Origin of the sequence: Thalassotalea psychrophila, from assembly GCF_031583595.1 — a bacterium.
Lineage (GTDB): Bacteria > Pseudomonadota > Gammaproteobacteria > Enterobacterales > Alteromonadaceae > Thalassotalea_A > Thalassotalea_A psychrophila.
Map to the genome: position 1 here is coordinate 1159302 of NZ_CP134145.1, position 20744 is coordinate 1180045.

20 protein-coding genes are annotated in these 20744 nt (G+C 38.0%); 14 read left to right on the forward strand and 6 right to left on the reverse strand.

Translation table 11 applies throughout. The features are described from left to right. Nucleotides 1-21 precede the first annotated feature (21 nt). The 5 genes from ileS (at nt 22) to RGQ13_RS04945 (ending at nt 5664) form a co-directional block, all read left to right on the forward strand. The gene (gene ileS, locus RGQ13_RS04925) at nt 22-2844 is read left to right on the forward strand and encodes an isoleucine--tRNA ligase (protein WP_348392451.1); all 2823 of its coding nucleotides are present in this window, start codon (nt 22-24) and stop codon (nt 2842-2844) included. 83 nt (nt 2845-2927) lie between these two features. Next, nucleotides 2928-3476 carry a signal peptidase II gene (lspA, locus tag RGQ13_RS04930; RefSeq protein ID WP_348392452.1) on the forward strand — a complete coding sequence of 183 codons (549 nt, stop codon included), beginning with the start codon at nt 2928-2930 and terminating at the stop codon, nt 3474-3476. 22 nt (nt 3477-3498) lie between these two features. Then, a complete protein-coding gene (gene fkpB, locus RGQ13_RS04935; protein WP_348392453.1) occupies nt 3499-3927 on the forward strand; it encodes an FKBP-type peptidyl-prolyl cis-trans isomerase in 429 nt (142 codons plus the stop codon). A gap of 18 nt (nt 3928-3945) precedes the next feature. Continuing rightward, nucleotides 3946-4875: a 4-hydroxy-3-methylbut-2-enyl diphosphate reductase gene (ispH, locus tag RGQ13_RS04940; RefSeq protein WP_348392454.1), complete on the forward strand. Its 930-nt coding sequence runs from the start codon at nt 3946-3948 to the stop codon at nt 4873-4875. A gap of 198 nt (nt 4876-5073) precedes the next feature. Next, nucleotides 5074-5664, forward strand: coding sequence for a GspH/FimT family pseudopilin (locus RGQ13_RS04945; RefSeq protein WP_348392455.1), 591 nt, complete (start codon nt 5074-5076; stop codon nt 5662-5664). A gap of 43 nt (nt 5665-5707) precedes the next feature. Here the strand turns inward: RGQ13_RS04945 and RGQ13_RS04950 are convergent, their stop codons facing one another. Genes RGQ13_RS04950 through pilV form a run of 4 tightly spaced genes read right to left on the reverse strand, consistent with a single transcriptional unit; the run spans nt 5708 to nt 8168 of the window. Then, nucleotides 5708-6151, reverse strand: a complete 444-nt coding sequence (locus RGQ13_RS04950; protein ID WP_348392456.1) for a type IV pilin protein — start codon at nt 6149-6151, stop codon at nt 5708-5710. A 9-nt stretch (nt 6152-6160) separates the two neighbouring features. After that, nucleotides 6161-6667, reverse strand: coding sequence for a hypothetical protein (locus RGQ13_RS04955; RefSeq protein ID WP_348392457.1), 507 nt, complete (start codon nt 6665-6667; stop codon nt 6161-6163). Nucleotides 6668-6698: 31 nt separating this feature from the next. Next, nucleotides 6699-7622, reverse strand: a complete 924-nt coding sequence (locus tag RGQ13_RS04960) for a PilW family protein (protein WP_348392458.1) — start codon at nt 7620-7622, stop codon at nt 6699-6701. Nucleotides 7623-7625: 3 nt separating this feature from the next. Then, the gene (gene pilV, locus RGQ13_RS04965; RefSeq protein ID WP_348392459.1) at nt 7626-8168 is read right to left on the reverse strand and encodes a type IV pilus modification protein PilV; all 543 of its coding nucleotides are present in this window, start codon (nt 8166-8168) and stop codon (nt 7626-7628) included. Nucleotides 8169-8524: 356 nt separating this feature from the next. Here pilV and RGQ13_RS04970 point away from each other — a divergent pair, with 356 nt between their 5' ends. Genes RGQ13_RS04970 through RGQ13_RS04990 form a run of 5 tightly spaced genes read left to right on the forward strand, consistent with a single transcriptional unit; the run spans nt 8525 to nt 13585 of the window. Beyond that, the gene (locus tag RGQ13_RS04970) at nt 8525-9109 is read left to right on the forward strand and encodes a GspH/FimT family pseudopilin (RefSeq protein ID WP_348392460.1); all 585 of its coding nucleotides are present in this window, start codon (nt 8525-8527) and stop codon (nt 9107-9109) included. Beyond that, nucleotides 9109-9912, forward strand: a complete 804-nt coding sequence (locus tag RGQ13_RS04975) for a PilW family protein (RefSeq protein WP_348392461.1) — start codon at nt 9109-9111, stop codon at nt 9910-9912. The genes RGQ13_RS04970 and RGQ13_RS04975 overlap by 1 nt, the downstream gene beginning before the upstream one ends. Further along, nucleotides 9909-11087: a PilX N-terminal domain-containing pilus assembly protein gene (locus RGQ13_RS04980; protein WP_348392462.1), complete on the forward strand. Its 1179-nt coding sequence runs from the start codon at nt 9909-9911 to the stop codon at nt 11085-11087. Before RGQ13_RS04975 ends, RGQ13_RS04980 begins: the two co-directional genes overlap by 4 nt. A 1-nt stretch (nt 11088) precedes the next feature. Beyond that, nucleotides 11089-13170 carry a prepilin-type N-terminal cleavage/methylation domain-containing protein gene (locus RGQ13_RS04985; RefSeq protein WP_348392463.1) on the forward strand — a complete coding sequence of 694 codons (2082 nt, stop codon included), beginning with the start codon at nt 11089-11091 and terminating at the stop codon, nt 13168-13170. Further along, a complete protein-coding gene (locus tag RGQ13_RS04990; protein WP_348392464.1) occupies nt 13157-13585 on the forward strand; it encodes a type IV pilin protein in 429 nt (142 codons plus the stop codon). Before RGQ13_RS04985 ends, RGQ13_RS04990 begins: the two co-directional genes overlap by 14 nt. A gap of 86 nt (nt 13586-13671) precedes the next feature. Here RGQ13_RS04990 and nadE read toward each other — a convergent pair whose 3' ends face one another. After that, entirely contained in the window at nt 13672-14502 is an 831-nt protein-coding gene (gene nadE / locus RGQ13_RS04995; RefSeq protein WP_348392465.1) for an ammonia-dependent NAD(+) synthetase, read from the reverse strand. 406 nt (nt 14503-14908) lie between these two features. Here nadE and glnB point away from each other — a divergent pair, with 406 nt between their 5' ends. Next, the gene (gene glnB / locus RGQ13_RS05000) at nt 14909-15247 is read left to right on the forward strand and encodes a nitrogen regulatory protein P-II (RefSeq protein ID WP_348392466.1); all 339 of its coding nucleotides are present in this window, start codon (nt 14909-14911) and stop codon (nt 15245-15247) included. 110 nt (nt 15248-15357) lie between these two features. On the opposite strand, the gene RGQ13_RS05005 is transcribed toward glnB, so the two are convergent. Beyond that, on the reverse strand, nt 15358-16122 hold the full coding sequence (locus RGQ13_RS05005) for an outer membrane protein assembly factor BamD (protein ID WP_348392467.1): 765 nt from the start codon (nt 16120-16122) through the stop codon (nt 15358-15360). A 166-nt stretch (nt 16123-16288) separates the two neighbouring features. On the opposite strand from RGQ13_RS05005, the gene rluD reads away from it, so the two are divergent. From rluD to clpB, 3 genes are all read left to right on the forward strand, one after another. Beyond that, nucleotides 16289-17263, forward strand: coding sequence for a 23S rRNA pseudouridine(1911/1915/1917) synthase RluD (rluD, locus tag RGQ13_RS05010; protein WP_348392468.1), 975 nt, complete (start codon nt 16289-16291; stop codon nt 17261-17263). Between the two features lie 12 nt (nt 17264-17275). Continuing rightward, a complete protein-coding gene (pgeF, locus tag RGQ13_RS05015; protein ID WP_348392469.1) occupies nt 17276-18031 on the forward strand; it encodes a peptidoglycan editing factor PgeF in 756 nt (251 codons plus the stop codon). 127 nt (nt 18032-18158) lie between these two features. Beyond that, entirely contained in the window at nt 18159-20732 is a 2574-nt protein-coding gene (gene clpB / locus RGQ13_RS05020) for an ATP-dependent chaperone ClpB (protein WP_348392470.1), read from the forward strand. Nucleotides 20733-20744: the final 12 nt, after the last annotated feature.

The window sequence follows — 20744 nt, forward strand, 5'->3', positions numbered from 1 at the left end:
TATTAACGGATAAAGATTTTAATGAGTGATTATAAACATACTTTAAATTTACCAGAAACTGCGTTTCCAATGCGTGGTGGTTTACCTCAACGTGAACCAAAAATGCTAAAAGAATGGGCCGATAAAGATTTATACGGTCAAATTCGCGCGGCAAAGAAAGGCAAAAAATCATTTATTTTGCATGATGGCCCTCCGTATGCAAACGGTAATATTCATTTAGGTCACGCAGTAAATAAAATTTTAAAAGACGTTATTGTTAAAGCTAAAACGCTATCTGATTTTAACTCACCTTATATTCCTGGTTGGGATTGTCATGGTTTACCAATTGAATTAGTGGTAGAAAAAAAATGGGGTAAGCCAGGTAAGAAACTTAACTCAGCTGAATTTCGTCAAAAATGTCGTGAATATGCACAAAAGCAAGTTGACGGCCAACGCGAAGATTTTAAACGTTTGGGTGTGTTTGCTGATTGGGATAATCCTTATTTAACCATGGATTTTAAAACTGAAGCTAATATCATTCGCGCTTTAGGTAAGATTACTGAAAACGGTCATTTACATCAGGGCTTTAAACCTGTGCATTGGTGTACAGATTGTGCATCTGCGCTTGCTGAAGCTGAAGTTGAATACCAAGATAAGTTCTCTCCTGCTATTGATGTTAAATTTACTGCACAAGATAGCGTTGCTGATTTATTTTCACACCCTGAAGGGCACAAAGGTGAAGGACAAATTTCAATTGTTATTTGGACTACTACTCCTTGGACATTACCAGCCAACCGTGCGGTATCAGTTCACCCTGAATTACAATACACCCTTGTACAAGTTGAAAGTGAGCATGGTCCACAACGTTTGATCTTAGGAACAGACTTAGTTGCGGATTGTATGGATCGTTTTGGTATTGATAAATACCATGCACTAGGCTTTTGTGATGGTAGTGCATTAGAAAATATTCAAGTAAATCATCCGTTTTATGATTTTACTGTGCCAGTTATTTTAGGCGATCATGTTACTACTGATTCTGGTACTGGTTGTGTACATACTGCACCTGGTCATGGTGTAGACGATTTCAATGTTGGTCGTACTTATAATTTAGAGGTTGCTAACCCTGTTGGTGCAAATGGTGTTTACTTACCTGATACTCCATTACTTGCTGGTCAGCATGTGTTTAAAGCCAACGACAGTGTTGTAGAAATATTAAAAGAGCACGGCTCTTTAATGCATCATCATGCTTACGAGCACTCTTACCCACATTGCTGGAGACACAAAACACCTATTATTTTCCGTGCTACACCGCAGTGGTTTATCAGCATGGATCAAAAAGGTTTACGTGAAGAGTCGTTAAAAGAAATTGAGAAAACTAAATGGATCCCAGATTGGGGCCAAAGCCGTATTCAGAAAATGGTGGAAGGTCGTCCAGACTGGTGTATATCTCGTCAACGTACTTGGGGCGTACCAATTGCTTTATTTGTTCATAAAGACACAGGTGCTTTACATCCAAAAGCTATTGAATTACTTGAGCAAGTTGCCTTAAAAGTTGAACAAGAGGGCATTCAAGCTTGGTTTGATTTAGACGCACACGAATTAATTGGTGATGACGCAGAAGAGTACGTTAAAGTTCCTGATACATTAGATGTATGGTTTGACTCAGGCGTTTCACACTACTCAGTTGTTAATGCCCGTGAAGAATTTGATGCCTCTGCCGACTTATACCTAGAAGGCAGTGATCAACATCGTGGTTGGTTCATGTCATCGATGATATCTTCGGTTGCTATGAATGGTAAAGCGCCATACAACGAGGTATTAACGCACGGTTTTACCGTTGATGTTAAAGGCCATAAAATGTCTAAGTCTTTAGGCAACGTGGTAATGCCAAAAGAGATCACTGGTAAGCTTGGTGCTGACATCTTACGTTTATGGGTTGCTTCAGTTAACTACACTCAAGAAATCACTGTATCTGATGAAATTTTTAAGCGTCAAGCAGATGCTTATCGTCGTATTCGTAATACTTCTCGTTTCTTATTGTCAAATATCAATGGTTTTGAACCAAGTAAGCATTCAGTTGCTCTAGAAGATATGGTGGCATTAGATCGTTGGGTTGTTGGTAAAGCTGCCGACTTACAAGAAGAAATCATCGCTGCTTACGATAACTATGAATTCCACACTGTAGTTCAAAAAATCATGAATTTCTGTATTTCTGAGTTAGGCGGTTTTTACTTAGATATAATTAAAGACAGACAGTACACCGCGAAAAGCGATGGTATTGCTCGTCGCTCATGTCAAACTGCTTTATACCTTATTGCAGAAGCTATGGTTCGCTGGATGGCGCCTATCTTGTCATTTACCGCACAAGAAATTTGGGCAACCCTACCTGGTGAACGTGATGAATTCGTGTTTACCGGTGCTTGGTTTGAAGGGTTAACAAAACTTGCCGAAGATGCACCATTAAACAACGACTACTGGTCTAGTTTATTAGATGTTCGTACTGAAGTTAACAAAGCGTTAGAGCAAGCTCGTCGAGACGAAATTGTTGGTGCAACGTTGCAAGCAAACGTTACTTTATTTGCTACGCAAGAGTTGGCTGATAAGTTATTGACTGTTGGTGATGAATTGCGCTTTGCTTTAATCACATCAGCTGCGAACGTTGTAGTTGCTGCTGAACAACCAGAAGGTAGCGTAGCTACAGAAGTTAATGGTTTATGGGTAGCGATTACCGCGTCGTCAGGCACTAAATGTGAGCGTTGTTGGCATTACACTCTTGATGTTGGGCAAAACGAAACACACAGTGATTTGTGTGGTCGTTGTATTACTAATATTGACGGTGAAGGCGAAACACGCCAGTTTGCTTAATAATTAATTTACTGCGGGCTTTTATAGGCGCCATTAATTTTGGCGTATAAATAGCGCGCAGTTGTTTAAGGTTTTAAAGTTGTATGTCTGCAAAATTATTATTTACTAATACTGGCTTGCGTTGGCTATGGTTAGCTCTGATCATGTTAATTATCGATCAAGTAACCAAACAATCTGTCGTTGCTTTGATGGACTATCGTGAATCGATCAAAGTTATGCCGTTTTTTAACTTAACTTATGTCCATAATCCTGGCGCTGCGTTTAGCTTTTTAGCTGATCAAGGTGGCTGGCAACGATGGTTCTTTACTGCAATTGCTGGCGTGGTAAGTATATTCCTTGTTGTATGGATGGCTAAAACCCCAAAACAAGACAAACTTATCGCGATTTCATTTGCGTTAATTTTAAGTGGCGCAGTGGGTAACTTAATTGACCGAATGATGTTTGGTTATGTTATCGATTTTCTAGATTTTTATGTAGGTAATAAGCACTGGCCTGCTTTTAATGTTGCTGACTCAGCCATATTTGTTGGTGCTGGTCTAATGATATTAGATGCCTTTCGCGATAGCGCAAACAGTGCCAAACAAAGTGACACAAAACAAGAGTCTAAAACTAAAGATTCTGGAGTAAAGTAGTATGTCAGATGAGAAAAAAAGCATGTCAACAATTGTAGCTGATTCAAGCATTTTAATGCATATCACCATGAAACTTTCAGACGGTTCAGCTGCTGATAGCACTAAAGTTAACAATAAACCTGCTAAAGTTAATATGGGGGATCAAAGTTTATCTCCTGCATTTGAACAGCAATTAATTGGCCTGAGCCAAGGTGATTCAAAAGAATTCACCTTAGCAGCAAAAGATGCTTTTGGTGATGTTAACCCTGAAAATATTCATTATTTAGATCGTCAAAAATTTAATAGTGATACACCTGCTGAAGTTGGTAGTATTGTAACTTTTACCCAGCCCGGAGGTGAGATACCTGGCATCATTCGTGAAGTGAATGATTTATCGGTAACGGTAGACTTTAATCATCCATTAGCTGGCCAAGAAATTACCTTTGCTGTTGATGTTGTCGACATTTTATAAACATTTAAGAAATATCTGATGGAAATTATATTAGCAAACCCTCGCGGCTTTTGTGCTGGCGTTGATAGAGCAATTAGTATTGTTGATAGAGCGCTTGATTTATTTGATGCGCCTATTTATGTTCGCCATGAAGTAGTGCATAACAAGTTTGTTGTTGACGGTTTAAAAAATCGTGGTGCTGTATTTGTAGAGTCACTTAACGAAGTGCCAGATGATATGACGGTTATATTTTCTGCCCATGGTGTGTCAAAAGCTGTACGTCAAAATGCTAAAGACCGTGGTTTAAAAGTATTTGATGCCACTTGCCCGTTAGTAACCAAAGTTCATATGGAAGTTACTCGAGCTTCTCGTAAAAACCATGAATGTATTTTAATTGGCCATGCTGGACATCCTGAAGTAGAAGGCACTATGGGCCAATACGAATCTGAGGTTGGCGGTATTTATTTAGTTGAGTCTGTTGAAGACGTAACTAATCTAGAAGTTAAAAATTCTGATGTTTTATTTTATTGCTCGCAAACTACGTTATCTGTAGATGATACATCTGAAGTAGTTGATGCCCTTCGTGCAAAGTTTCCTAATATTGCCGGCCCACGTAAAGACGATATTTGTTATGCAACGCAAAACCGTCAAGACGCAGTGCGTTCTATGGCAAATAAAGCTGAGTTGCTATTAGTGGTTGGTGCGAAGAATAGTTCAAATTCAAATCGTTTACGAGAACTATCAGAAAAATTAGGCACTACCTCATACCTAATAGATGGCGCTGACGATATTGAAGAAAACTGGCTAACAGGCATAGAAAAAATCGGAGTAACTGCTGGAGCATCAGCACCAGAAGTACTTGTTGCTCAGGTTGTTGAAAAGCTGAAAGCTTTCGGTGGTAAAGTGGTTATTGAAAACCCTGGTCGAGAAGAAACAACAGTATTTGCTGTACCTGCCGAACTTAGATGACCGAAGCCAGAGCGTAGTCCCAAACCGAAGCCAGAGCGCAGTCCCAAACCGAAGCCAGAGCGCAGTCCTGAACTCATTTCAGGATCTATCCAGGCTCTATTCAGGATCTCTGTTTCGCATACAATTATATCTATTAAAACATAACAACGTACGGTATCTGCACTATACTTAATTAATCATTAAAGCAAGGAGGCTAATATGATTAATATCTCATCGCACGTTCACTATTTACATCGCAAAAAAAACGGTTTTTCTCTTATCGAACTTATGGTCACTATTGCGATCATGTCATCATTATTTACCATCGGTATGCCCAGCTACAACGACTTAATACAGCGCTACCATATAAAAACAGAGGTAGATAAATGGTTACTTGTATTAAACCATGCTCGGCAAGCAGCAATTACTAGTGGCAATATTATAACGCTTTGTCCAAGTGGTAATGGCTTTAGCTGTGGAAAATATTGGCATGAAGGTGCGATACTCTTTATCGACAATAATAGGGACCATCGCAAAGATAATAATGAAGTGATATTAGAAGTTGTCGAAGCGTCTAACAAACAACAAGTACTTACCTGGCGTGCATTTCAAAATAGAAATTATATCCAATTTCAGCAGAATGGCTTTACCTGGAATCAAAATGGTACGTTAAGAGTTTGCTCTGATGATCCATCGTTAAAATATAATAGGGCACTTATTGTTACTCGCTCAGGTCGTATTCGGCTTTCAACCGACAGCGACGGAAATGGTATTCATGAAGATGCTGCCGGTGATGAGGTAAGTTGCTAGTTAACTCAATTAATTAACAGCCAATTAAAAGCCTCGTAAATATTTACCAACATGCATTATTTTCAACACCTTGGTTATTCATAGCTTTACGCTCTGTTAAGTTGTTTAGTGCAAAGCTCATGCAATCTTCATCTTTGGCTTGGCTGTTTATTGCTTTTGCCGTTAAAACAAAGCTATCTTGGCCATCATCTACATAAGTTTTTATTTCAACGCTCAACTGATAAAAGCCTTCACTGCTTAAAGATGATTGATGATTCAGCCCTGTTGCTGAGCTTATATCTGTAGAGTAATGCATGTGTTGGTTATAAAACTTTTCTTGAGCAATTGCCAACTTCATTAATGTTTCAGTGGCATCAATTCGTCTTGCTTTGAGCACATAACTTTTAAAGCTTGCATGAGCAATGCTAGTTAAAATTCCAATAATAGCTAATGTGATCATTAGTTCCAGTAAAGTGAAACCAAGCCCTTGCTTGCAGTAACTTTTCATTAAATGTCCTTATTCTGAGGTTGAGGCAGAGGCAACTGGAATTGCAATAAATCGGTGTAGCTCATATTCAGAGCCGTAGTTTAACTGGCTATAAATAAGAACTTTAAATAAGTGATGGTCTACCCCCTGGCTTGGTTGGGTTAACTTGGCTTGTATGCCCAAATAAATCACCACAAATTTACTGTTATTTGCACTGGCCAAAACACTGTTGGTATCTTGCCAATTAATGTCACTATTAAATAAGGCAATATCAGTCGCGTAATAGCCTTTACTGTTTAGATTTAATTCAGTATTTGTATCGAGCAAATTTTTAATATGAAGCTTGGCATCAACTACTACTTGTTCAGCGTTATTTTTAATGAGTAATTGGCGCTGATAATGGTTTGCCATTTTGCTTTGATTGAGGGCATTTTTAAATAACGTGGTCGCAATTAAAGTCACTAGCAGCAGCATAAGTAAATTTGTTGCTAGCACTAAACCTTGGCATTTAGGGAGTAAATGAATATGTATGTTCATTAATAATTCCTTTTACTAATGTTGAATTTAATCAGCGATAATTAAACGTATATTGATATTGTTGTCGATAGAAATGATCATTTACTTGATAACTAACATCAGCGAGTTGGTAAGTTTTATTATCTAAATGGCTAGCGTCAGGACAATCACTCCTAACTAATAAATCAACTTTCACACTATGTACCAACTGCCAGTTAGTTATTTGATCAGGGTTTACATACTTGTCCGCTTTGCCATCAATATCTGCATCGATTGTAAATTGAATTTGTAGGTGTTCAACTCCCGCTAATAACTCTTCTTTCTGTGGGCGGCCGTTTACTAGGGTTTGCCAAAACAGTGCCGGGATCAATTTACCTTTGCAGGTGCGAGAGCTATCTGCGATAAAAAAACTATGAGCAATAATTAACTGGCTTATTGGTGAAGGTAAATCGTTGTTCATTGCTAAGCCTCTATCTTTGCCAATAAATAATCTATGCTGGTTGCTTAAGCTTCTTACATAAATTTGTTCATTATCATAGCTGGAAAGTGGCTGAGTATTGGCATATCTAAGGGTTAATATATCTCCTTGCAAGTAGCTATCATTATTGACACATGCATAAGTATTCGCCGAGTTATTTACGGCAAAAATAGTTTGTTTTAATTGTCGTCCCCAAGAAGTACCTCCCTCTAAACAACTCGTGTTGTTGATATCGGTTAATGATGCACTGCCAGTAAAGTTGGAAAACGCTAATGCATTTGCCCAGTAGCGACTTTGCTTAATATCATTTTCAAGTAATGCAAAAGTAAAGCGCGCGGTTTCTTGCATTCGTGAACTGCTTTTAATCAAAGCAAAGCTCTTGTTCATTGCGATTAAACTTTGCATACTCAACGTTAATAAGAACAGCCCTAAGGTTAGAGAAATCATTACTTCGATGAGAGTAAACCCACGATATTTATAAAAGTGATAAATACCCATAGTTCATCTAATAGTGCGGGTTAATGTTGCGCATTCTAAATCGCTACTGCTTTTCTGCGGGCAATTTAAACCTGTAGAGCCATTACGATTTTGATCCCAACGAACAATAACTTTTGCCTGATTTTCACTTATCACAACCTCTGCTTGTCCTGATGGTAATGATTTAGCAATATTAACTTGCCACAAGCTAATATCGTGCTTGGCCAATTGTGAGCTTGTACAGCTATTTGACCGACAATCAGTGAGTACAGTAATTTGTTGATTGGAAGAAAGTTGATAACTATTTAAAGCACTTGGGTTTGCAGCAATCATTTCTGTCATTTGCTGAGCAAAGCTAGCGGCTTTATTTGCATAGCTAGCGCTTTGTACTTCTACCATGGCATTGAGTTGCAATTTTGCTAAACCTAACATCCCAAATGAAATAATAATCATACTGATCAATACTTCCATCAATGAAAAACCATTGTTCTTGGCTATAGGTAAAAAAGGCATAGGGCATTTAAAAAATGAAAGGTTTTTTACGGCTGAGTTTGTAGAGTTCGTCATTTAATCACATCCTTGTTTTTAAATTCACTAATAATTAATAGTAGATAATCTTCATTTTATCTAATTTTTCTTTACGATTGCTTACTTTTAACGCGGCTTTCAGCTATTTAGAAACGCTAAAAAACTAAAAAGGATTAATAATTTATGGCTAAAAAATAGTAGTTTTGCGCATTTAGTGCTAAATTTAGTTATAAGTACAAAAAGGTTATCAAATTTAGATAAACTAAAATGGATGATGATTTTTTAAGATACAAGCAATTACATTAAAAAAATAACAAAGCACATTATAGGATATTACGTTGCGATACAAAGGAAGCGCTACCAAAGCTAAATGCTTTGGCAGGGGTATTGAAACAATGAAAAAAATAAGCGGTTTAACATTAATAGAAATTCTTATCACCATACTCATTTTGAGTATTCTAGCTGGCGTGGCTGGTCCTAGCTTTTTAGACTCTTTTGACAAACGCAAACTGATCAGTGCCACAGAGCAACTTTATTCATCCCTGCAACAAGCTCGTAGTGAATCTTTAAGTCGATCAAAAACAATTTATTGGAAAGCTACCACATTACGTTCAAAAAATTGGGCTTTTGGCATGAGTGAAGATGCTTTTTGCAACCCTTTAATTACAGTAAATACCGATGCTAACGCTTGTGTGTTGACCGTCGATGATGGCGATGGTGATTATAATGCCGAAGATGATGCCGTGATGCATCGAATATCAGGCCTCGACTTTGATGAAATCAGCATTAAGAGATCATATAGCGGTTCTACTACTGACGAAATAAAATTTGACCCTACCAGAGGCACAACAGATGTAGGTGGCTACCGCTATTACACATTAACGTCTGAATTGGGCAAGGATGTACAAATAAGACTTTCTATAATTGGCACGATAAAGATTTGCTCTGACGATATTAGTGATTATGAGGGATGCAGCTAATGTTTAAAAATATTAAACCGTTATCATCTAGCAAAGGTTTTACCTTAATTGAATTATTATTAAGTATGGTCTTTGGCTTAATTGTACTCTCTGGAGTTATTTACGTTTATCTGGCAGTTATTGTCAGCTCATCTGAAACATTAAAATCAACCAAATTAAACACTCAATTAATGACCATGATGTCGATAATGGTAAATGATGTACGCAGAGCTGGTTTTTGGGGTAACCCCGATGCTTTGCCTTCTGCAGATAATCCATTCAATGTTGATAATGATACATTGCTTACTATTTTTTCCAATGCCACTGCTAGTGTTGATGAAAATACTAATACTGATGGCTATTGCCTGTTATTTTCTTATGATAAAAATGGTGATGGTAGTGTCGATGCTGCTGGCGACGTAGAATATTTTGGCTTTCGATTTAGCCGAAGTGACGGTACTGTTGAGATGGCGGTTAATTCGGCGCAAGTTCCAGCGATTACTTGCTCGGGTGGGACTTGGTTTCCATTGAGCGATCCCGATTTAATCGAAATAACCTCCTTAACCTTTAATCCTGCAGAGTCTGCTTGTGTTAATTCATCTGAGCCTGATGGTTTTGACTCAGCTTCTGATGCTGATTCCACTGTTGATGATGTTGGTGAAAAAGATTGTTATACAGTTGCCCCTACTGCCGGTCATATAACGGTTGAAACCCGGGAAATACTGATTACTTTAACGGGGCGATTAAAAAGTGACTCTGAAGTGACGGCAAAAATTAAACAAACTGTACGAGTAAGAAATGACGTAGTGAGGGTGAGAGCATGAGTATCCTTCATAAAAACAGTATAAATCAGAAAAGCTTGAAAAAACAACAAGGCATGGCTGTGCTGATCACTTCGATAATCTTGTTAATTTTAATTACTTTGGTTTCTTTATATCTTGCACGATCAATTTTGTTGGAACAAAAGCTGGTGAATAATGATATTAGAGCAAAATATGCGTTTGAATCAGCAGAGTCGGCATTAAATATTGCTTTTACCGAGCTTGGTAGCGGCGATTACTTTCAAGAAGATGGTACCGTTGGCGGTATTACCGATACCAATAATGATGGTGTTAATGATTCAAATGAAGTTGAATTTACTAATGGTTTTGCCGTGGTGGATGTTGAAATAACTGTAGTGAATGATTTAAATCATTACAAAGTGACATCTATTGGAACTGCTACTGATGGTAGTGCGAGCCGAACGGTTATCTCTGAAATGCAGTTTATCAGCCCTATTGTAAACACCCCTGATAACCCGATAAGTGCAAAAGGTAATGTCTACTTTGACGGCTCTGGAACTGTGCATAATTTAGAGGGGCACAGTACCATTTGGAGTGGCAGTGATGTGCAGCTTAAATCGTCTGGCGCAAAAAAAACCTATATCGCCAACCCTAACGATCCTAATTACCCTGGTTGTATGGATACTCAAGATACTAACCCTTGCAGCCAAGTGTTATCTTCTGATGGTTCAAAAGTTGGCCTTGATGTTATTGAGCATGATACTGATTTAGCCAATTTAACGGCTGATGAAATGTTTATTAACTTTTTTGGCTTAACACCTGAAGCTTATAAAGAAACAATGGTTTCTAAAGAGTGTAATGATGCAAATTGGGGATCATGTGCAGATGGCTCAGAAGGTGAAGTTATTTGGATAGATGGTGATGTCACAGCCAATGGAGGTACGATTGGTTCAGTTGACGATCCTTGTATTCTTATTGTCGATGGCAATGCTACGTTTAAAGGGAACCCTGACTTTTATGGATTAGTGTTTGTAATGGGTAATATGGAGGCGACAGGTAACGCAGCATATTATGGGGCAGTAGTGGTCAACGGTTCTGCATCAGAAACTGGCAGTTTAGATATTTGGTACAATTCTGGTCTTTTACAAGATTTAACTGAACTTGGTCCTGCAGTTGTTACCGCTGGTAGCTGGATTGATTTTGACACGGAGTTATAAAATGAATAATAAAAACATGAAAGGCTTTGGCTTAATTGAGGTGTTAGTTGCTTTAGCAATTATGGCCGTGGGTTTATTAGCGGTTGCTTCTTTACAAAGCAGTTTAGTAAATGATAGCAATGAAAATAAATTAAAAGCAGAGGCTATGGCTTTAGCGCAAGAACGAATTGAGCAATTGCGAAACTATACTGATGATGGTTTAACTGAAAGTGATTTTAATACAATTTTTGCGGTCGGCACAGATAAGAACTCTACTGCTATTGTTGGTAACAATGCCTCATTTACTCGTGCAGAAACCATCGCCGATATTAACGAACGGAAGAGTATAACGGTAAATGTAAGTTGGATCGATGCTCAAGGCGTCGCGCAAATAGTTTCATTGGATACGCAGTTATCTTGGGTTTCACCAAGCCTTTCTGGTGATATAGAGACGATAAAAGAAAGTGAGAGTTATGTTCGTTCAGCAACCGGACGAGCTAAACTAGGTGAAGGGCAAGTAACCGATGATGAATATGATTCAGATACAACTATAAAATATACCAATGGCGATGGTACTGGTTTGCTAGATAGAGGAGACGGAGACTTACGTTTAACTTCGGGTAAAGACGTTGTGCTGACACTTGAGGATGCTTGCGAAATTGTTAATAACGAACGTACCGGTACGGCTTGTACAGGTTTTGCTGAAATCTCTGGACGTATTTATGTTGATCAAAATAATACAAGCTTTGACATTAAAGATATTTTTGTAATCGCCTCCGATGCCGCTTATTGCCAACGTTATTATATCGATTCATCAACTAAAGAAGTTAAAGCTGTTACGAATGATACTACGAAAGCACTATTTACCGAGTCTAATAAAACTTTTGAATATTACGAGTATACCTGTTACTTAGGTGGGGGCTGGCATGGTAATGTTGGTTTGTTGCAAGCTCAAAGTAATGAAAATAAAACCGCAATTCTAGATGGTTGTATGGGTGACCCTTATGAAACTGATCCTAATTTAACACCCAAGGTCGCAGTTAGAAGAGTGTACCGTGGTATGGCTTTTGTTGAGGGGAAAAGTGGTAAGCCAACAGAAGACAGCGATGGTTTTCCTATCTACTATTCAATCGGCATAAACGATGCGTTAATACTTCCTGAAGAGGGTGAACCGGGCCATGATTTTGTCATTACCGCGGTTTCAAACTCTAACGAACAAGATTGTATTACCGCTATGCGAGTATCTGACGCAGATATTGACGGTGTTACTGGCGCTCGTTTTGACGGAATGCCAACCGATTTCTTTTGTTTAAATCAAAACTCAACATATTTGGACCTAACTAAAATAGATTCTTTTGGTTACAAATATGACGATTATTGTCCTTACGATCCTAGTGATCCACCGCTAAAAATATATGAGTTAAGCGGTGATATAACGGTTAAAGGGATAGATTTAATTGAAGAAGACTTGCTTGCAGGAATATTTATAAATACCTCAGACAGTACTGGTAACTGTACTCTTGCTTATGAAAGTGTTGCAGACACAACTCATACCTTAAACTTCAGTTGTAATGTGTTTGACTGGGGCGATGGTTGGGAAGGAGCGATCAACCTTTCTTCAATTATTACTGATTTTGAATGTCTTGATTATCAACAAAACTTCCCTACTGGTAGTGAGGTATTTGCCGACCAAGTGATTAATAACTTCACCTGTCGTATTGGTGCAGAAGTTGATCCGCCTGTTGTTGAACCTGTAGATGTTACTGTAGGTGGTTCGGTATATGGAGAAACCGGCAAGCTTTCTACTGTTACTTTTACTGTCACTAACGGTACCAGTGTCACTTGTGATAAAAATATTTATAGCTGTATCGCAACGGCTAATGGCACTCCATGGTCAGGCGTTTTGTATGTAAATAGTTCGCATAAAAATAATACACCGTGTATTGGTATTCCTGATGGTATTGAGGCTGCTAATTACTCAATAATACGTGCGTCTAGCAAAGGCACGGTCGCTTCAATTTCGTTTACCAATATCACCAATGAATTGATTAGTTTGAATATTGCTATCACAAAGAATAATGAGGCTTGTAGTGTTTATTTATAATAAAAATAACGGTTTTACCTTAATTGAATTAATGATAGTGGTTGCAATTATCGGCATTATCGCCGGTATTGCTTATCCTTCGTTTAGTGACTCTATGATGAAAGCGAGACGGTCTGATGCGAAAAGTGCAATGCTTGGTCTGGTTTTGTCTCAAAGCAAATTAAGGGGCAGTTGTGCAACATTTGGCGGTACAATTGGAGCTGCTAATAACTGCGGATCCAGTACGGTAAAAGGTATTGCTACTAGTGAAAATGGCTATTATACATTGGCTATTAGTGGCGCCGGCGGTAACGCTTATACAATTACAGCGACAGCACAAGGAGTGCAAGCTAAGGATACTGGTTGTACGTCGTTAACACTTGCCGTTAGTGCTTCAAATCCAAAAGGCTTAAAGGGACCTTCGTCTTGTTGGTAATAATTAATTATTATTTTGAAACCGTAACAGACTAAAAACAAAAAACTGCTAATAAGCAGTTTTTTATTTTTCAGAGCATGTAAATATCAATCATAAATAGTTGGAATAGGTTTACGCTTATGCTGAGTATTGTTGAAAATGGTCACTAACTTAATTGCAACTTCTTCTCTAACTTCTCTACCTTCTAAAAAGTTATCAATGTCATCATAACTTACACCAAGTGCTGCTTCGTCTTCTTTACCTGGATCTAGTTCTTCTAAATCTGCAGTAGGGGCTTTTACTATAAGCTTTTCAGGTGCGCCCATCGTTCTAGCAAGTAAACGAACTTGTCGTTTACTTAAACCAAATAATGGTGCCATGTCACAAGCGCCATCGCCCCATTTAGTATAGAAGCCAGTAATGTTCTCTGCGCTGTGGTCTGTACCGATAACTAAACCACCTAATATGCCAGCTAAATGATATTGCATCACCATGCGAGTGCGAGCTTTTACATTGCCTTTAGAAAAATCTAAGCGATGTGCATTCGCAGCTAATAAACCACTATCTTCTAATATCTTTACTGCTTCTTGATGTATGCCATCGACACCTGCCATAACATTGGTGGAGATACATTGGCTTGGCTGAATGAATTTCACCGCTAATTGCGCATCATCTTCGTCTGCCTGAACGTTATATGGTAAACGCACTGCGATAAATTTGAACCCTTCACCATGTTCTTCATTTAGTTCATCAACAGCAAGTTGAGCTAAGCGACCGCATGTTGATGAGTCAACACCACCACTTATGCCTAAAATTAAATGTTTTAAACCAGAATTAACTAACTGCTGCTTAATAAAATTGACTCGACGAGTAATTTCAAATTTAGCATCAATTTCTGCTAATACTTTCATTTCGCTAATGATAGCTTGGCGGTTCATATGGGGCCCTTACAGCACAATTCAAAAAATCATTTTATCAATGATATTCATGGCTTGCTATGTTGTAAATTAAAATATGTAAACTTATCTTATATTTTCTGTCTTTATTTACTTTAAAAACTATTTATATTGTATAAATATTGGTTAGAATGGGGTGTATACCAAGTTCACAAATTAACTGCTCATTTTTAATGGCTAAAATGAATAACTACAGCGTTATAAAATTTATTAGTAAGAATAACTACTAACTAAATTTTTGATTCAAGGATGAATTAACTTAGAATTATCATGGATGATATAAATTCTGCATGCCTTGTATTTATCCATTTTCCCTCATGAAAAAGTAGAACACTTTATTAATGAAATTGGTATTAATAATTTTTGTTTGCATAGGAACAGTAGAATAATGAAAAAAATCGAAGCCATTATTAAGCCATTTAAAATGGATGATGTACGAGAAGCTTTAGCTGAAGAAAATATTACCGGCATGACCGTATCTGAAGTGAAAGGTTTTGGTCGTCAAAAAGGACATACTGAACTTTATCGCGGCGCTGAGTATATGGTAGATTTTTTACCTAAAGTAAAACTTGAGATTGTGGTTAGCGATGAAGATGTTGAACGCTGTGTAAATACAATTATTGAGACTGCACAAACAGGAAAAATTGGTGACGGGAAGATTTTTGTTACTAATGTCGAGCGAGTTGTTCGTATTCGTACAGGTGAAGAAGACCAACAAGCTATTTAAAATAGTCTTCTCAGCATAAAAAAAAACGGCGTTCAATTGAACGCCGTTTTTTTAGAGATAAATAAACTAGAGGATTTTATAGTCAGTCTTTAGTTCTTAGTCCTTTACCCTTACAGTCCATTCACCGCTGGATTATTAGGGTAATTTAAAGCTAACACTTGACGAGCATTACGTTTCAAATCATCCAAGCCTAAGATACCGTAGCACTCAATCATGATCACTAACGCTTCTTCAACCTGCTCACTTGGCCCAAAGAATTCAACTATGTAACGACCGCGATTTGCGGCGGCCGCATAAGCTTTACGCTCTATAAAGAATCGTGCTGCAGCTAATTCATAGTCTGCTAAGCGACTTTTAATAGCAATCATACGTTTGCGCGAATCTGAAGCATATTTACTGTCAGGGTAAACCGTTAATATCGTTCTAAAGTCATCAAAAGCCGAACGAGCATGTTTAGGATCTCGATCACTTCGGTCAATACCAGCCATTTCTTGGAATAAATTCTCTTCTAAAGAAAGATTAATTAAGGCGCGCATGTAATAAACATAATCGACATTTTTATGGCTAGGGTTTAAGCGTAAGAAACGTTCTACTAGCGCCGTACCTTGCGCAGCGTCTCCTGCTTTATAGTAAGCGTAAATTAGATCTAACTGTACTTGATGAGAAATAGCACCAAATGGGTAGCGTGAATCTATTGCTGATAAAATTGGAATTGCTTTTTGGTATAAACCATTATCAAGCGCATTTCTAGCGTCTAGATATAAAGCTTGAGCAGATTTATCTGGTACTTTTTCAATATCTTCAGGTGATGATGAACACCCAGCTAAAGTTAAAAATAAAGATAATGTAACGATTTTTAATGTAAACTTGTTCATATAAATAGGATGTCTGTTGCGACCCTTTAAAAATAATTATGAAAGCCCTGCTTAAAGCAGGTAAAATACTTAAATTAAGTATTAAAAATAATGTGTAAGCATTCTAACCTAGCTTTCGTGCATTGCACAGTGCTAATTAACGCAGTGCTAATTAATAGAGACTTTAATGGCTGAAAAAATTCAACACCAAGACGTAGTACCTGATTCATGTTTAGGTAAACGTCTAGACCAAACAATTGCCCAAATGTTCCCCGATTATTCAAGATCTCGTTTAAAAGACTGGATTTTGGATGGTAGTGTTCAAGTAGATGGCGAAGTTATCAGTAAAGCTCGTATCAAAATGGCGGGTGGTGAAACCATCACTTTAAACGCCGAACTTGAAACTGAAGTGCATCATGAAGCGCAAGCTATTGCTCTAAATATCGTCTACGAAGATGATGATATTCTTGTAATCAACAAACCTGCAGGTTTAGTGGTGCATCCTGGTGCTGGAAACCATGATGGCACCGTATTAAATGCTTTGTTGCATCATTGTCCTGGACAAGAATTGCTACCTCGCGCAGGTATTGTTCATCGTTTAGATAAAGATACAACTGGATTAATGGTTGTTGCTAAAACAATTGCAGCTCAAACAAATTTGGTTGAAGCTTTGCAAGCTCGAGAAATAACTCGTGAATACGAAGCCATCGCCAACGGCATCATGACCGCTGGTGGCATAGTAGATGAGCCAATTGGACGTCACTCTACTAAACGCACTGCTATGGCAGTAACTATTTCAGGTCGTCCGTCGGTAACTCATTATCGAGTGATGGAAAAATATCGACTACATACTCGTTTACGTTTGCGATTAGAAACTGGTCGTACGCATCAAATCCGTGTTCATATGTCATTTATAGGTCACCCACTGGTTGGCGATCCTGTTTATGGCGGCCGCCCTAGACCACCTAAAGCTGCAAGTAGTGAATTCTTAGATGAGCTTCGTGGTTTCAAACGCCAAGCACTTCACGCCACCATGCTGTCTTTATATCATCCTATAAATGGAGAATTAATGACATGGCATGCTGAAATTCCAGAGGATATGGTGAGTATGAATGCGGCGTTAAAAGAAGATCTTCGTTTAAACCCTGTCGAAGAATTTTAGTAATTGCCTACCTTGTCTGATTCGTCAGTAAAAAGTGCAATACTAAATATAGATTTGCCAACACATGAAAATGTGTTGGCAATAACTACAACTCGTAATAATGGTTTCAGCTCAGTTCCTTTTGATAGTTTTAATCTTGGCGATCATGTTAGCGACAATGAACAATGTGTGATATTAAATCGCAAAAAACTATCTCATTCTCTCCCTAAAAACTGCAATATCCAATGGTTAAATCAAGTTCATGGCAGTAATGTTATTGATGTTAAGAGCTATTCATCAACACCTTTAACTGCAGATGCTTCCTATACCGATAAATGCAACCTTGCTTTGGCAATACTCACCGCAGACTGTTTGCCTATTTTATTAGTTAACAATAGCTGCTCTGAAATAGCGGCTATTCACGGTGGTTGGCGACCTGTGGCAGATAATATTATCGCCAATACCGTTAAATTATTTAAAGACTGCCCCGAAAATATTACTGCCTGGTTAGGTCCTTGCATAGGTGAACAAGCTTTTGAAGTTGGCAGTGAGGTAAAGCAAAAATTTGAAAAATTGTCGCCTTTATTTTCTAAAGCTTTTGTTAAGCAAAGTAATGAAAAATTTTTTGCTAAACTGCATTTAATTGCCACGCTACAATTGCAGCAATTAGGTATCAAAAACGTCACTGGTTTAGGGGAATGTACCTATTCAAATCCAGATAAATACTTTTCTTATCGTCGAGATGGGCAGACAGGTCGTATGGCCTCGATTATTTGTATAACACCATAAAATATTAAGTTTAGATTTAACATTAATTTCTTCTCCAGCATTGAAAATCAGCAACTCCGTGCATATTTAAATAATAGAACCAATTAAAAATTTTATTCTATTTATTGCCATAAGTCGGAGTATTTTCATGCGTTTAGATAAACTCACTCAAAAATTTCAACAAGCCTTAGCTGATGCTCAATCATTAGCGTTGGGTAAAGATCATCAATTTATTGAGCCGGCCCACTTAATGTTAGCTTTGCTGAATCAGTCTGATGGCTCAGTATTACCAATTTTAAAAAACTGCGGCGTTGATGTAAGCGGTTTTCGCAATAAACTAACCCAAATTTTAGAGCAGATATCACAAGTAGAAGGTGTTGGCGGAGAAATTCAAGTTTCCAATCAACTCGGCACTTTATTAAATCTGTGTGATAAGTTATCGCAAAAACAAAACGACAAATTTATCTCTTCAGAAATCTTTCTATTAGCAGCCTTGCAGGACAAAGGCCGACTAGGGGAATTGTTAAAGCAACTATCTTTAAAAGATAAACAAATCAAATCTGCTATAGAAAAGGCGCGTGGCGGCCAAACTGTTGACGACCCAAACGCAGAAGATACTCGCCAAGCACTTGATAAGTACACCATTAACTTAACTGACTTAGCTGAGCAAGGTAAATTAGACCCTGTAATTGGCCGTGATGAAGAGATCCGACGTACAGTTCAAGTATTACAGCGTAGAACTAAAAATAATCCGGTATTAATTGGTCAACCAGGTGTTGGTAAAACTGCGATTGTTGAAGGTTTGGCTCAGCGTATTGTTAATGGTGAAGTATCTGAAGGGTTGAAAAACAAACAAGTATTGTCTTTAGATATGGGCGCCCTTATTGCCGGAGCAAAATATAGAGGTGAATTTGAAGAACGTTTAAAAGCAGTGTTAAATGAACTTGCAAAAGAAGAAGGCCAGGTTATTTTATTCATTGATGAGCTTCATACTATGGTCGGCGCGGGTAAAAGTGATGGCGCGATGGATGCTAGTAACATGCTAAAACCCGCCCTTGCTCGTGGTGACCTACATTGTGTTGGCGCGACTACATTAGATGAGTATCGACAATATATTGAAAAAGATGCGGCACTTGAGCGTCGTTTTCAAAAAGTATTAGTTGAAGAGCCTAGTGTTGAAGACACTATTGCTATATTACGGGGATTAAAAGAACGGTACGAATTACATCATAGTGTAGACATAACAGATCCCGCCATTGTTTCTGCAGCCACTTTGTCACATCGCTATATAAGTGATCGTCAATTACCAGATAAAGCGATCGATTTAATCGATGAGGCAGCATCAAGTATAAGAATGCAAATGGATTCTAAGCCAGAAGATTTAGACCGTATTGAACGTCGTCTTATTCAATTAAAACTTGAGCAAAAAGCCATAGAAAAAGAAAGTGATGCGGCATCAATTAAACGCTTACAGTTAATGGAAGAAGAAATAAGCGTTAATCAAAAACGTTTTGATCAACTAGAGCAAGTTTGGAAAAATGAAAAAGCTTCGGTTTATGGTACTCAAACCATTAAAGCTGATCTTGAGCAAGCTAGGTTGGATTTAGAAGTTGCTCAGCGAAGCAGTGACTTAAATCGTATGTCTGAATTACAGTATGGTCGTATCCCTGAGTTAGAAAAACAATTAGAACATTCGGCAGGTGCAGATGAAATTGAACTAACCCTATTAAAAAATAAAGTAACAGATATAGAGATAGCAGAAGTACTCTCAAAAGCTACCGGGATCCCGGTAGCAAAAATGCTCGAAGGTGAGCGTGATAAGCTATTACAAATGGAGCAACAGTTACAGAAAAAAGTGATAGGACAAAGCGAAGCGCTAACAGCAGTTTCTAATGCAATTCGTCGTTCGCGAGCGGGGCTTTCAGATCCAAACCAACCGATTGGCTCATTTATGTTTTTAGGTCCAACAGGCGTAGGCAAAACTGAACTTACCAAAGCATTGGCGAATTTTTTATTTGATAGTGAAGATGCGCTGATCAGAATTGACATGTCTGAGTTTATGGAAAAGCACTCGGTAGCGCGTTTAATCGGTGCTCCCCCTGGCTATGTTGGTTACGAAGAGGGGGGGTATATAACTGAGGCAGTTCGTCGGAAACCTTATTCAGTGATATTGCTTGATGAAATTGAAAAGGCTCACCCAGATGTATTTAATATCTTACTACAGGTATTAGATGATGGTCGTTTAACTGATGGTCAAGGACGTACTGTTGATTTTCGAAATACAGTTATTATCATGACCTCAAATATGGGCTCCGATCTGATCCAAGAATTAGCCACTGAAAGTTCTTATGATGATTTACGCAATACTGTTATGGGTGTTGTTGGCCAACACTTCAAACCAGAATTCATAAACCGTATTGATGAATCAGTTGTATTCCACCCGTTAAATGCTGAGCAAATTAAGCAAATTGCTAACATTCAAATTAAACAATTAGCAGGGCGTTTAGCTGAAAAACAATTGGCTTTAGAAATAAGTGATGATGCATTGGCTAAAGTTGCAGAAGTTGGTTTCGATCCTGTATATGGTGCAAGGCCACTTAAACGAGCTATACAGCAATATATTGAAAACCCACTGGCACAAGAAATATTAGCCGGAAGATATTGCCCGGAAGAAGTAATCGCTATTGATGTGGATACTGAGGGCAAGTTGATAATACATTAACGTCTTTGGAAG